This window comes from uncultured Pseudokineococcus sp., from assembly GCF_947499845.1.
Taxonomy (GTDB): domain Bacteria; phylum Actinomycetota; class Actinomycetes; order Actinomycetales; family Quadrisphaeraceae; genus Pseudokineococcus.
Window position 1 is genome coordinate 1 of sequence record NZ_CANMPM010000020.1, and the last position, 12252, is coordinate 12252.

13 protein-coding genes and 1 tRNA gene are annotated in these 12252 nt (G+C 77.6%); 8 read left to right on the forward strand and 6 right to left on the reverse strand.

What is annotated here, in order from left to right; all coding sequences use genetic code 11:
• Positions 1-285: 285 nt before the first annotated feature.
• Positions 286-373 (reverse strand) — tRNA-Leu (locus Q0789_RS14485).
• A gap of 221 nt (positions 374-594) precedes the next feature.
• Between Q0789_RS14485 and Q0789_RS14490 the strand changes: the two genes are divergently transcribed.
• A complete protein-coding gene (locus tag Q0789_RS14490; RefSeq protein WP_298806421.1) occupies positions 595-1947 on the forward strand; it encodes a M20/M25/M40 family metallo-hydrolase in 1353 nt (450 codons plus the stop codon).
• 7 nt (positions 1948-1954) lie between these two features.
• Here the strand turns inward: Q0789_RS14490 and Q0789_RS14495 are convergent, their stop codons facing one another.
• Together Q0789_RS14495 and Q0789_RS14500 are read right to left on the reverse strand one after the other, a co-directional pair.
• The gene (locus Q0789_RS14495; protein ID WP_298806423.1) at positions 1955-2401 is read right to left on the reverse strand and encodes a hypothetical protein; all 447 of its coding nucleotides are present in this window, start codon (positions 2399-2401) and stop codon (positions 1955-1957) included.
• 4 nt (positions 2402-2405) lie between these two features.
• Positions 2406-2705, reverse strand: a complete 300-nt coding sequence (locus tag Q0789_RS14500; protein WP_171202653.1) for a DUF5703 family protein — start codon at positions 2703-2705, stop codon at positions 2406-2408.
• A gap of 165 nt (positions 2706-2870) precedes the next feature.
• On the opposite strand from Q0789_RS14500, the gene Q0789_RS14505 reads away from it, so the two are divergent.
• Positions 2871-3206 (forward strand): primosomal protein, encoded by a 336-nt coding sequence (locus tag Q0789_RS14505; protein ID WP_298806425.1) that lies wholly within the window; start codon positions 2871-2873, stop codon positions 3204-3206.
• A 66-nt stretch (positions 3207-3272) separates the two neighbouring features.
• On the opposite strand, the gene Q0789_RS14510 is transcribed toward Q0789_RS14505, so the two are convergent.
• Complete coding sequence (locus Q0789_RS14510) at positions 3273-4286, reverse strand: aldo/keto reductase (RefSeq protein WP_298806427.1); 1014 nt, start codon at positions 4284-4286, stop codon at positions 3273-3275.
• 112 nt (positions 4287-4398) lie between these two features.
• On the opposite strand from Q0789_RS14510, the gene Q0789_RS14515 reads away from it, so the two are divergent.
• Together Q0789_RS14515 and Q0789_RS14520 are read left to right on the forward strand one after the other, a co-directional pair.
• On the forward strand, positions 4399-5499 hold the full coding sequence (locus tag Q0789_RS14515) for an LLM class F420-dependent oxidoreductase (RefSeq protein WP_298806430.1): 1101 nt from the start codon (positions 4399-4401) through the stop codon (positions 5497-5499).
• Complete coding sequence (locus Q0789_RS14520) at positions 5499-6359, forward strand: undecaprenyl-diphosphate phosphatase (protein WP_298806432.1); 861 nt, start codon at positions 5499-5501, stop codon at positions 6357-6359. The genes Q0789_RS14515 and Q0789_RS14520 overlap by 1 nt, the downstream gene beginning before the upstream one ends.
• Before the next feature lie 10 nt (positions 6360-6369).
• Here the strand turns inward: Q0789_RS14520 and Q0789_RS14525 are convergent, their stop codons facing one another.
• On the reverse strand, positions 6370-7416 hold the full coding sequence (locus Q0789_RS14525; protein WP_298806434.1) for a magnesium and cobalt transport protein CorA: 1047 nt from the start codon (positions 7414-7416) through the stop codon (positions 6370-6372).
• Between the two features lie 116 nt (positions 7417-7532).
• Here Q0789_RS14525 and Q0789_RS14530 point away from each other — a divergent pair, with 116 nt between their 5' ends.
• From Q0789_RS14530 to mshC, 4 genes are all read left to right on the forward strand, one after another.
• Entirely contained in the window at positions 7533-8249 is a 717-nt protein-coding gene (locus Q0789_RS14530; RefSeq protein WP_298806436.1) for an MSMEG_4193 family putative phosphomutase, read from the forward strand.
• 42 nt (positions 8250-8291) lie between these two features.
• On the forward strand, positions 8292-8867 hold the full coding sequence (locus tag Q0789_RS14535; protein WP_171204050.1) for a DUF3090 domain-containing protein: 576 nt from the start codon (positions 8292-8294) through the stop codon (positions 8865-8867).
• 338 nt (positions 8868-9205) lie between these two features.
• On the forward strand, positions 9206-9922 hold the full coding sequence (locus Q0789_RS14540) for an SCO1664 family protein (RefSeq protein ID WP_298806440.1): 717 nt from the start codon (positions 9206-9208) through the stop codon (positions 9920-9922).
• Between the two features lie 56 nt (positions 9923-9978).
• Positions 9979-11247 carry a cysteine--1-D-myo-inosityl 2-amino-2-deoxy-alpha-D-glucopyranoside ligase gene (gene mshC / locus Q0789_RS14545; protein ID WP_298806442.1) on the forward strand — a complete coding sequence of 423 codons (1269 nt, stop codon included), beginning with the start codon at positions 9979-9981 and terminating at the stop codon, positions 11245-11247.
• 92 nt (positions 11248-11339) lie between these two features.
• Here the strand turns inward: mshC and Q0789_RS14550 are convergent, their stop codons facing one another.
• Positions 11340-12233, reverse strand: coding sequence for a PAC2 family protein (locus Q0789_RS14550; RefSeq protein WP_298806444.1), 894 nt, complete (start codon positions 12231-12233; stop codon positions 11340-11342).
• Between the last annotated feature and the right edge of the window lie 19 nt (positions 12234-12252).

The window sequence follows — 12252 nt, forward strand, 5'->3', positions numbered from 1 at the left end:
GACAGGGGCGATCAGTCATACCGGACCTGGCGACCAGGAACCCCCTCGACGAGGGAGCGCGAGGAAGGTAACGGGGCGTCATGGCCACACATCGCCGCCGGGCGGCGCTCACGGGGGGCCACATGGCCACACATCGCCCGTCGGGCGGCGCTCACGGGGGCGTCATGGCCACACATCGCCCCGCAGGAGGCGGCCGGGGGCGGGAACGGTCGGACCTGGCCGACGGATCCCGGCCGACCGATCCACAGACGACGACGGGCCGCTTTCGAGGGGAGCGGCCCGTGCTGGTGTCCGGAGGGGGACTTGAACCCCCACGCCCGATAAAGGGCACTAGCACCTCAAGCTAGCGCGTCTGCCATTCCGCCACCCGGACAGGTGCCGTGCGGCGCCGGAGCGCCGCGAGCGGTGGAAAACTACCACGGGTCCCGGGGCGTCCCCGACCGCTCGCCGCCGGGCCGCCCGCCGGCCCGAGCGCCCACCCCGGCGCCCCGCCCTGACGGCCCACCCCGACGCCCCGCCCCGACGCCCCGCCCCGACGCCCCGGCCCGACGCCGCGGCGGGGCCCCCGACGCCCCCGCCGGTAGCGTGCCGGGCATGACGGACCCCACCGGCACGCCGTCCGCCCCCGACACCGGCGCCGCGACCGGCGTCCCCTCCGCGGCGGACGAGGTCGTCGACATCGCGCGCGACCTCATCCGGATCGACACGTCGAACTACGGCGACGGCAGCGGGCCGGGGGAGCGGGCCGCCGCCGAGCACGTCGTCGGCCTGCTCGAGGAGGTCGGGCTGTCCCCGGAGCTCCTGGAGAGCGACCCGGGGCGCGCGAGCGTCGTCGTGCGCGTCCCCGGTGAGGACCGCGAGCGGGGCGCCCTCGTCGTCCACGGCCACCTCGACGTCGTCCCCGCCCGCGCGGAGGACTGGAGCGTCGACCCCTTCGCCGGCGAGGTGCGCGACGGCCTGCTGTGGGGCCGCGGCGCCGTCGACATGAAGGGCATGGACGGGATGATCCTGTCCGTCGTGCGCCAGATGGTTCGCGAGGGCCGCACGCCGCCGCGCGACCTCGTCGTCGCCTTCTTCGCGGACGAGGAGGCGGGCAGCGTCAAGGGGGCGACGCACCTCGCGCGCACGCGTCCCGACCTCTTCGAGGGCGCCACCGAGGCGATCAGCGAGGTCGGCGGCTTCTCGATCGACGTCGCCGGGCAGCGCTGCTACCTCCTGCAGACCGCGGAGAAGGGGATCGCGTGGGTCCGGCTCGTGGCCCACGGCCGCGCGGGGCACGGCAGCCAGGTCAACGGCGAGAACGCTGTCACGCGCCTGGCCGCCGCCGTCGCCCGCATCGGCGCCCACCGGTGGCCGACCGAGCTGCGGCCCTCCGTCAGCGCCTTCCTCGAGGGGGTCCGCGACGTCACGGGCGAGCCGCTCGACCCCGAGGACTTTGACGCGCTCACGCGCACGCTCGGGACGACGGCCAACTGGGTCGGCGCCACCCTGCGCAACACCTCGAACCCCACGCAGCTCGAGGCCGGCTACAAGCACAACGTCATCCCCGGGACGGCGACGGCGCTCGTGGACTGCCGCACGCTGCCGGGCCAGGGCGACCACGTCCTCGAGGTCGTGCGCGAGCTGGCGGGGCCGGGCGTCGACGTCGAGGTCGTCCACGCCGACGCCGCCCTCGAGACCGACATGGAGGGCTCGCTGCCCGAGGCCATGGTGGGCGCGCTGCTCGCCGAGGACCCGGGAGCCCGCGTGCTGCCCTACTGCCTGTCCGGCGGCACCGACAACAAGGCGCTGGCCAAGCTGGGCATCCGCGGCTTCGGCTTCGCCCCGCTCCAGCTGCCGCCGGAGCTCGACTTCGCCGGCATGTTCCACGGCGTCGACGAGCGCGTGCCCGTCGAGTCGCTGCGCTTCGGCACCCGCGTCCTCGACCGGCTGCTGCGCACCTGCTGAGGCGGCGCTACGCGGGGTCGGCGGGAGCGCCGCCGAGGCCGGTCAGCGCCTCCAGCGGCGCGAGCCGGACGACGCCGGTGGCCAGCGCCCGCAGACGGGCGTCACCGCTGACGAGGGCGTCGGCCTGCAGCAGGGCGACGGCCACGACCTCGGCGTCGGCCGTCGCCCACCCGTGCTCGCGGGCGAGGCGCCAGGCGGTCCGCCGCGACACCCGGTCGCCGAGCAGCCGCACCCGCAGCGACGTGAGCTCCTCGAGGAGCGCCATGGCCCGCGTCTCCTCGAGGTGGCCGGCTCGCACCGCGCCGAGGGCCAGGTCGAGCACCTGCGAGCGCAGGGCCGCCGTGCCGACGAGCGGGTGCACGGGGGCGCGACCGGCCTCGAGGAGGCTCAGGACTGCGGGCGCGTCGACGGCGAGGCGCGGCGTCGCCGGCATCTCCGTGGGCCCCGCGCCCACGGCCTCAGGCCGTCCGCTGCATCCGGATGATGCGCCGGCGCAGGACGACGCGCCGCAGCCCGCCGACGTAGAGGCGCACGCCCGCGAGCTCCCACTTGCCGTACTCCGCCTCCTCCGTGAGGAGGGCGCGGGCCTGCCCGCCGGAGGTGCCCCGGGGCAGCACCACCTCGCGGTACTCGAAGGTGGAGGCGCGGGGGCGACCGGGTGCGCGCCCGCCCCGGGCGCCGTCCTCCTCGGGCGCCGAGTGCGTGGGCCGCTCGGAGGGCTGGTCCCCGCCCCGGGGGGTGCGTCGGCTCGCGTCCATCGCCCGACATGGTGCCACGGGGGCGCCCCCGGACCCCCGACGGCACGGCGGGCGAGGGCGCCGGAGCCCGCCCCGCAGGGCGCGCCCGGCCGAGGCGTGCGGGGCGCGGGCGGCACCTGCTCGCACCCGTCGCCGACGACCCTCGCGCGCGGCTACGGTCCTCCCATGAGCACCGAGCCCCGCGCGGCCCTGGCACGTCTCGTCGGGGCGCTCGAGGCGCACCTCGACGCCGTCGAGCGACGTCGCTCCGAGACCGACCCCGTCGTCAAGGACGCCTACCAGTCGCTGTCGGACGCGTTCGAGACCTACGACGAGGCGCTCTACGACGCCTTCGACGAGGTGACGCCCTTCGTGCTCTTCGACGACTCCGACGAGGACGACGACGACCTCGACGACGACGACGACGAGGACGACGACGACGACGAGGACCTCGAGGACGACGACGAGGACCAGGACGACGACGAGGACGACGACGAGGACGACAGCCGCCCGCGCCTGTAGGCGCGGAGCCGTGCGGGCGCCGGCGCCCGCACGAGCGGGCGGCGACGGTCGCCGGGCGACCGGCGTCTAGGGGCGCCCGACAGCCGTCCGGGCCGAGGACACCTCGTCCAGCGCCGCGCGGATCGGGGCCGGCAGCCGCAGGTCCTCGCCCGCGAGCGCGGCGCGCAGCTGCGCGGCCGTGCGGGCGCCCGTGACGGCGCTGGCGACGCCGGGGCGGTCGGCCGCCCACGCGAGGGCGACCTCGAGCGGGGAGCGCTCGAGCCCGTCGGCGGCGGTGCGCACGGCCTCCACGACCCCGCGCGCCGAGGGGTCGAGGTGCGGCTCGACGACGTGCACGAGGTGCGGCGAGGCCGCCCGGGAGTCCGCGGGCAGCGCGTGGCGGTACTTGCCCGTCAGCACGCCGCCGCCGAGGGGGCTGCGCGCGAGCAGGCCCACCCCGCTCGTGGCGGCGGCGTCGCGCAGGTCGACGTCGGCCCAGCGGGCGACCAGCGAGTGCTCCACCTCGACGGCGACGAGCGGCGCCCCGCCGGCCTGCGCCAGGGCGGCGGCGCGGGCGGTCTGCCAGGCGCCGTGCTCGGCGAGGCCCGTGTAGCGCGCGCGTCCGGAGCGCTGGGCCTCCGCCAGGGCGGCGAGGGACTCCTCGACGGGCGCCCCGCCGTCCCCGGGGCCGTCGTCGCCTCTCTCGGCCGCGCTCCGCGCGGTGGGGCCCCGGTCGGTGCCGCCGAGCAGCAGCAGGTCGACGTGGTCGGTCCGCAGTCGCGCCAGGGAGTCGTCGAGGTCGGCGAGGAGGCTGCGCCGCGAGCCGTCGGTGCGGCGCGCGGCGCCGAGCCCGCGGGAGCCGACGCGCAGGGCCAGCACGAGCTCCCGGCGGGGGACGACGTCGTCGAGCAGCGCGCCGAGGAGCTCCTCCGCCTCGCCGGAGCCGGAGGCCGCGGTGCTGACGAGCGTGCCGCCGGCGTCCGCGAAGTCGCGGAGCTGCTCGGAGGCCTCGTGCTCGTCGGTGTCGCGCCCCCACGTCAGGGTGCCGAGCCCGAGCCGTGAGACGCGCAGGCCCGACCGTCCGACGCGCCGGGTCTCCATGGCGCTCGACCCTAGCCGCGGACCGGGCGGGCCCCGGTGAGCCCGGCGGGCGCCGCACCGACCCGTCCGCCGGTGGCGGGCCGTGGGCCCCGGCGTCGCTAGTGTCGGCGCCGTGCGTCTGGGCGTCGACCTCGGTCAGGGTCCGCAGGTCTCGGCCGCGGGGCCCGGTGGTGAGGGCGAGGACCCGTGGGCCCGCGTCCGCCTCGCCGAGGAGGCCGAGCGCCTCGGGTACGCGGTCGCGTGGGCGGCGGAGGCCTACGGCACCGACGCCGTCACCGTGCTGTCCTGCGTCGCCGCGCGCACCACGCGCATCGGCGTCGGCAGCGCCGTCCTGCAGATCCCCGCCCGCAGCGCCGCCATGACGGCGATGACGGCCGCCTCGCTCGACGCGCTCTCCGGCGGCCGCTTCCACCTGGGGCTGGGGGTCTCCGGCCCGCAGGTCTCCGAGGGCTGGCACGGGGTGCGCTTCGACGCGCCGCTGCGGCGCACGCGCGAGCACGTCGAGGTCGTCCGGATGGCGCTGCGCCGCGAGCAGGTGCGCTACGACGGCCGGCACCTCCAGCTGCCCCTGCCCGACGGGCCCGGGCGGGCGCTGCGGCTGTCCGTGCGGCCGCTGCGCGCCGACGTGCCCGTGTACCTGGCGGCCGTGGGCCCGAAGAACCTCGAGCTCGCCGGGGAGCTCGCCGACGGCTGGCTCGGGATCCTCGTGACGCCCGAGCACCTGCCGGACGCGCTGGGGCACCTGGGGGCGGGTCGGCGCCGCTCGGCGCAGCCGGACGCTCCCCTCGACGTCGTCGCGTCCGTCGCCGCCGCGCCCTCGGACGGGGCCTCGGTCGCCGAGGACGACGAGGCGGGGCGCCTGGGAGCCCTGCGGGCCCGGCTCGCCCTCTACGTCGGCGGCATGGGCAGCCGCGAGCAGAACTTCTACAACGCCCTGGCCGTGCGGCTGGGCTACGAGCGGGAGGCCGCCCTCGTGCAGGACCTGTACCTCGACCGCCGGCACCGGGAGGCCGCCGCGGCGGTCCCGCGGGGCCTCCTCGAGGCCACGAGCCTCGTCGGGCCGCCCGCCGCCGTCCGCGACCGCCTGGCCGCCTACGCCGAGGCGGGCGTGACGACGCTCTCCGTCCTTCCCGACGGGCGCGACGGGGCCGTGCGGGTCGCCGTGCTCCGCACGGTCGCCGAGGCGCTCGACGCCAGCGGGGCGGGCTCCTGATGGGGTGGGTCGAGGCGCTGGTCCTCGGTCTCGTGCAGGGGCTCACGGAGTTCCTGCCCATCTCCTCCAGCGCGCACGTGAGCATCGTCGGCCAGCTGCTCTTCGACGGCCGCGACCCCGGGGCCGCCTTCACCGCGATCATCCAGCTGGGCACCGAGGCGGCCGTCGTCGTCTACTTCTGGCGCGACATCGTCCGCATCGTCCGGCAGTGGGCGCTCTCGCTCGTGGGCCGCGTGCCGCGCAGCGACCCGGACGCGCGGATGGGCTGGCTCGTCATCCTCGGGTCCATCCCCATCGGCGTCCTCGGGCTCCTCTTCCAGGACCAGATCGAGACCCAGCTGCGCAACCTGTGGATCACCGCCGTCATGCTCGCCGTCTTCGGCGTGCTCCTCGGCGTCGCCGACGCGCGGGCGTCGACCCGCAAGGACCTGTCCGACCTGTCGGTCCGCGACGGCCTGCTCTACGGGTTCGCCCAGGCGCTGGCGCTCGTCCCCGGGGTGTCCCGCTCCGGCGGCACCATCACCGCCGGCCTGCTGCTGGGCTACCGCCGCGAGGCGGCCGCGCGCTACGCGTTCCTCCTCGCCATCCCCGCCGTCGTCGCCTCGGGCGGCTTCCAGCTCGTCTCCGAGCTGGGGGAGGGCGGCGCCGCGTCGGTCGCGTGGGGGCCGACCGTCCTGGCGACCGCCATCTCCTTCGGGGTGGGCCTCGCCGTCATCGCGTGGCTGCTGCGATTCATCAGCACCCACACCTTCCGCGGGTTCGTGGTGTACCGGCTCGCGCTGGCGGCCGTCCTCGCGCTGCTGCTGCTGACGGGCGTCGTCGACGCCGCGCCCGTGGTGGCGCCGGCCGTCCAGCCCTAGCCGGCGGGCCCTACAGCCAGCCCGACCGCCGGAAGGCGCGGTGCAGCACCAGGCAGACGGTGACCATGAGCAGGAGCGCCGCCGGGTAGCCGTAGCGCCACGCCAGCTCGGGCATGAACTGGAAGTTCATGCCGTAGATGCCGGCGATGACGGTGGGCACGACGGCGAGGGCCGCCCACGCGGAGATGCGGCGGGCGTCGTCGTTCTGCTGCAGGCCCACCTCGGCGAGGTGGGCGCTGTGGACGTCGCCGAGCTGCCGGTCGGTCCCCTCGACCGACTCGGCGGCCTGCTGGGCGTGGTCGGCCACGTCGCGCAGGAAGACCCGGGCCTCCTCGGGCACGAGGTCGAGGTCCTGCTGCCACAGCCGCCGCACGGGCTCGACGAGCGGGCGGGCGGCCCGGATCATCTCGAGCACCTCCCGCTTGAGCTGGTAGACGCGCGCCGTCGTCCCGGCGCCGCGGTCGTCGGGGCTGAAGACTTCCTGCTCCAGGTCGCTGACGTCGACCTCGAGCTCGGAGGCGATGGCGACGTAGGCGTCGACGACGACGTCCAGCACCCCGTGGAGGACGGCGGCGGGGCCGAGCGCGAGGAAGTCCTCGTCGAGTCGCCCGCGGGCGCGCTCGACCACGCCCTCGTCCTCGCGCGAGACGGTGAGCACCCAGCGGTCGCCGAGGACGACGAGCACCTCGCCGGTCTCCACCGCCGAGCGGCTGTCGTCGTAGCGGACGGGGCGCGCGCTGACCAGGACGGAGCCGCCCTCGTCGCCCGGGTAGCGCTCCAGCTTGGGGCGCTGGCGCCCGGTCTCGAGGTCCTCGACCGCGAGGGGGTGCAGGTCGAGGACCTCCGCGTAGCCGGAGAGGTCGCCCTCGCCGGGGTCGGTGTGGTGGACCCACACGAAGCCCGCGCCCTCGGCGCGGGCCCGGGCCAGGGCGTCGGCGGTCTCCGCCGCGCCGGGGACGTGCCCGGGGGGCGGCGGGAGCGACGACGCGCCGGCGCGCGCCGGGACGTCGACGTCGTGCAGGCGGGTGCCGTCGCAGGTGCGGACGATGGCGCTCACGGGCTCCTCCGGAGGGGTCGTGGCCCCGGCCGGGGCTCGGCGCGCGCGAGGGGCGCGGGTCGGTCGGCCCCGGCCGGCGCGGGGCGCGGCCGAGGACGGCGCCTATGGTGGCGCCCGTGCCGACCCTCCTGCTGGTCCGACACGGGCGCACCGCGGCCAACGCCTCGGGCGTGCTCGCGGGGCGGACGCCCGGCGTCGGCCTCGACGACAGCGGCGCCGCGCAGGCCGCGGCCCTCGGGCAGCGACTCGCGGGCGTCCCCCTCGCCCGGGTCGTCGCCAGCCCGCTGGAGCGCACCGTCGCGACGGCCCGCGCCCTCCTCGCCGTCGGCGGGACGGTGCGCCGCCCGCGCCCCGACCTCGTCGAGGAGCCCCGGCTGCTCGAGTGCGACTACGGGGAGTGGACCGGTCGCGGCCTGCGCGAGCTGGCGAAGGAGCCGCACTGGAAGGTCGTGCAGGGCCACCCCAGCGCCGCCCAGTTCCCCGGCGGCGAGTCCCTGCGCGACGTCCAGGCCCGGGCGCTCGCGGCGGTCCGCGAGCACGACGCCGCGGTCGCGGCGGAGCACGGCGCGGACGCCGTGTGGGTCGCCGTCTCCCACGGCGACGTCATCAAGGCGGTGCTCGCCGACGCCCTGGGCCAGCACCTCGACAGCTTCCAGCGCATCGTCGTCGACCCCGCCTCGGTCTCGGTCGTGCGGTACACCCCGCTGCGGCCCTTCGTCGTGCGCACCAACGACACCGGCGGCGACCTCGCGTCCCTCGCGCCGCCGCCGCGGCGCCGGCGCCGGGCGGCGGCGTCGTCCGACGCCGCCGTGGGCGGCGGGGCCGGGGCCTGAGCCGGCCGGTGGCCGGCGCGGGCGCTGGGTAGTCTCGACGGCATGCCAGCGCAGGTCTTCGACTACGACCCGCCGGACCGCTTCGTCGCCGGCACGGTGGGGCCGGCGGGCTCGCGCACCTTCTTCCTCCAGGCGCGGGCGCGCAGCACCGGGCCCGTGCCCGTCGTCGTCTCGGTCGCCCTCGAGAAGCAGCAGGTCGCCACCCTGGCCGAGAAGGTCGAGGAGCTCCTCGACGAGGTGGTGCGCCGCAGCGGCGGCGAGGCGCCCGTGCCCGCGGTCACCCCCGTCGGGGCGGGCGACACCGAGCCGCTCGACACCCCCATCGAGGAGGAGTTCCGGGTCGGGACGATGAGCCTGCAGTGGGACGGCGACCGCGGCGTCGTCGTCATCGAGTGCTTCTCCGTCGAGGAGGACGAGGCCGGCGGCGGCCTGGGGGAGGGGCCCGAGCCCGACGCCCGGTCCGTCCTGCGGGTCTCCCTGTCCGGCGCCAGCGCCCGCGGCTTCGCCCAGCGGGCCTCGGCCCTCGTGGCGGCCGGCCGCCCGCCCTGCCCGTTCTGCCAGGGCCCGCTGGACCCCGAGGGCCACGTCTGCCCGCGCGCCAACGGGTACCGCCGCTGACCGGGGGCGGCGGGACGCACGCGGGCCCGCGGTCCGGCGTCCCGCGCGACGGCGACGCGCTGGCGGACCTGCTCTCGCGCGGCGACCTCGAGGTCGTCGGGCGCATCTCGGGCTCCTCGAACGTCACCCTGCTCGCCACCTGCCGGGACGGCGGCACGGCCGTCCGCTGCGTCTACAAGCCCGTCCGCGGCGAGCGGCCGCTCCACGACTTCCCCGACGGCACGCTCGCCGGGCGCGAGGTCGCGGCCTCGCTGGTCTCGCGCGCGGGTGGGTGGGGCGTCGTCCCCACGACCGTCCTGCGCGACGGCCCCCTGGGGCCCGGGTCCGTGCAGCGCTGGGTGCACCCGCCGCGCGACGCCCCGCTGGACGAGGAGGCGGCCGAGGACGGCGTCGTCGACCCGTACGGCGCCGTGGACCCCGACGACGAGGACGGCGACGACGAGGACGGCGAGGGGCTGCGCCCCCTCGACGACGACGCGGGGCCGGACGAGACGGACGACGACCTCGACGACGAGCACCTGCTGGGCGAGCCCGGCGCCGGGCTCGTCGACGTCGTCCCCCAGGGCGAGGTGCCCGCGGGGTGGCGCGGCGTCCTCGAGGCGTGGGGGCCCTACGGCGAGCCGGTGACCCTCGTCCACGCCGACGACCCGCGGCTGCTGTCCGTGGCCGTCTTCGACGTCGTGGCCAACAACGCCGACCGCAAGGCCGGCCACCTGCTGCTGGGACGCCCCGCGGCCGCGGACCCGGCGTCCGCCGCGGCGCGGGCCGACGGCCCGCCCGTGCACGGCATCGACCACGGCCTCGTCCTCCACGCCGAGGGCAAGCTGCGCACCGTCCTGTGGGGCTGGGCGGGGGAGCCGCTGCCCGACGTCGAGCTCGAGGCCCTCGACCGCCTGCGGGCGGCCCTGCGCGACGGCCTCGAGGACGAGCTGCAGGCCCTCCTCACCGGGCGGGAGGTGCGGGCGCTGCGCACGCGCGTCGACCGCCTCATGCGCGGCGCCGTCATGCCGCAGCCGCCCGAGCACCGCAGCGCGGTGCCCTGGCCCGTCTTCTGACGCACCGGCGGTCCGGCGCGTCCGGAGGCTCCCGCGGCGCCGACTAGGGTCGCGCCGTGAAGTCCTGGTCCTCCCCGCACCTGCCGCACCTGCCGGGCACGGGAGGGCCCGTCTCGCTGCACGACAGCGCCTCCCGCAGCGTGCGCCCCACGACGCCGGGCCCGGTCGCCGGGCTCTACGTGTGCGGCATCACCCCCTACGACGCCACCCACATGGGGCACGCGTCGACCTACCTCGCCTTCGACCTCCTCGTCCGCGCGTGGCGCGACGCCGGGCACGAGGTCCGGTACGTCCAGAACGTCACCGACGTCGACGAGCCGCTGCTCGAGCGCGCCACCGCGACGGGCGTGGACTGGCGCGACCTGGCCGTCCGCGAGACCGACCTCTTCCGCGAGGACATGACGGCGCTGGGCGTCGTCCCGCCGGACGTCTACCTCGGCGCCGTCGAGACGGTGCCGCGGGCGGCCGCGGCCGTCTCCGAGCTCGTCCGCCGCGGCGCCGCCTACCGGGTCGAGGCCACGGGCGACGTCTACTTCGACGTCACCGCCGACGAGGCCTTCGGGGGCGTCAGCGGGTACGACGCGGCGACGATGGCGCAGCTGTCGGCCGAGCGGGGCGGCGACCCGACGACGCCGGGCAAGCGCTCCCCGATCGACCCCGTGCTGTGGCGCGCCGCCCGCGAGGACGAGCCGTCCTGGGACGGCGGCGACCTCGGCCTCGGGCGCCCCGGGTGGCACATCGAGTGCGTCGCCATCGCGCTGGACCACCTCGGGTCCGGCTTCGACGTGCAGGGCGGCGGCTCCGACCTCGTCTTCCCCCACCACGAGATGGGCGCCTCCCACGCCCACGTCCTCACGGGCAGCCGGCCCTACGCGCAGCTGTACGCCCACGGCGGGATGGTGGCGCTCGACGGCGAGAAGATGAGCAAGTCGCGCGGCAACCTCGTGCTCGTCTCCGCGCTGCGCCGCGCGGGGGAGGACCCGGCGGCGGTGCGCCTCGCCGTCCACGCCCACCACTACCGCGACGACTGGCCCTGGACCGACGAGGGCCTGGAGGTCGCGCGCGAGCGGCTGGCGCGCTGGCGGGCCGCCGTGGCGATGCCCCAGGGCCCCGACGCCTCTCGGGTGCTCGACGGCGTCCGCAGCCGCCTGGCCGACGACCTCGACGCCCCCGGCGCCCTCGCCGTCGTGGACGCGTGGGTGGACGCCCAGCTGGCCCAGGACCTCTCGCACGTCCCGGGCGACCCGCAGGGCGACGCCCGGGGCCCGGCGCTGGTGGCCGACGTCGTCGAGGCGCTGCTCGGTGTGACGCTGCGCCTCGGCTGACCGGGGACGCCCAGCCCCGTGCCGGGCCGGGCGTCGGGCCCGGCTCCGCGTCCCCGGTCGGGGCCGGCCCGAGCGGGGGCGAGCCCGCCGCGTCAGGCGGGCGGGCCCGCCGGGCCGCGCCGCGGGGGGCCCTCGTCGCCGCGGCGGCGCAGGTAGCGCTCGAACTCGCGGGCGATCGCCTCGCCGCTCGCCTCCGGCAGCTCGGCCGTGTCCTTGGCCTGCTCGAGCTGCTGGACGTACTCGCCGATCTCCTCGTCCTCGCCGGCGAGCTCGTCGACGCCGCGCTCCCACGCCTCCGCCTCCTCGGCGAGGTCCTCGAGCGGCACGGGCGCGCCGATGACCTCCTCGACGCGACCCAGCAGCGCGAGGACCGCCTTCGGCGAGGGCGACTGCCCGACGTAGTGCGGCACGGCGGCCCACAGCGAGACCGAGGACAGCCCGCGCTCGGCGGCCGCGTCGGCGACGACGCCGACGATGCCGGTGGGCCCCTCGTAGCGCGAGGGCTCCAGCGCCAGGTGCTCCAGCGACGGGGCGTCGCCGGTGCTCGTGATGGGGATGGGCCGCGTGTGCGGGACGTCGGCGAGCAGGGCGCCGAGCGTCACCACGGTGCGGGCGCCGACGGCGGCGGCGCGGTCGAGCAGCTCGGCGGTGTAGGAGCGCCAGCGCATCGACGGCTCGATGCCGTGGACGAGCACGACGTCGCGCTCCCCGCCCGGCGGCCGGGCCCAGGCGAGGCGGGTCGTCGGCCAGGTGATGCGGCGGCGGCCGTCCTCGTCGAAGCCCGTGACCGGCCGGTTCACCTGGAAGTCGTGGTAGTCCTCCGGGTCGAGCTCGCCGAGCGGCGTCTCGCCCCACACGCGCGCCAGGTGGTCCAGCGCCCCGCTCGCCGCCTCGGCGGCGTCGTTCCAGCCCTCGAAGGCCGCGAGGACGACGGGGTCCCTCAGCTCGGGCACCGGGCCCGGCGACCGCTGCGCCTGCTCGCTCACACGTCCTCCTCGTCCTGCC

Bases quoted from the DNA above. Each gene is read 5' to 3' on its own strand.
- Q0789_RS14500 (WP_171202653.1), bottom strand. From the start codon at position 2,705: ATGGACGCGAGCCGACGCACCCCCCGGGGCGGGGACCAGCCCTCCGAG.
- Q0789_RS14510 (WP_298806427.1), bottom strand. From the start codon at position 4,286: ATGGAGACCCGGCGCGTCGGACGGTCGGGCCTGCGCGTCTCACGGCTC.
- Q0789_RS14490 (WP_298806421.1), top strand. From the start codon at position 595: ATGACGGACCCCACCGGCACGCCGTCCGCCCCCGACACCGGCGCCGCG.
- Q0789_RS14520 (WP_298806432.1), top strand. From the start codon at position 5,499: ATGGGGTGGGTCGAGGCGCTGGTCCTCGGTCTCGTGCAGGGGCTCACG.
- Q0789_RS14535 (WP_171204050.1), top strand. From the start codon at position 8,292: ATGCCAGCGCAGGTCTTCGACTACGACCCGCCGGACCGCTTCGTCGCC.
- Q0789_RS14505 (WP_298806425.1), top strand. From the start codon at position 2,871: ATGAGCACCGAGCCCCGCGCGGCCCTGGCACGTCTCGTCGGGGCGCTC.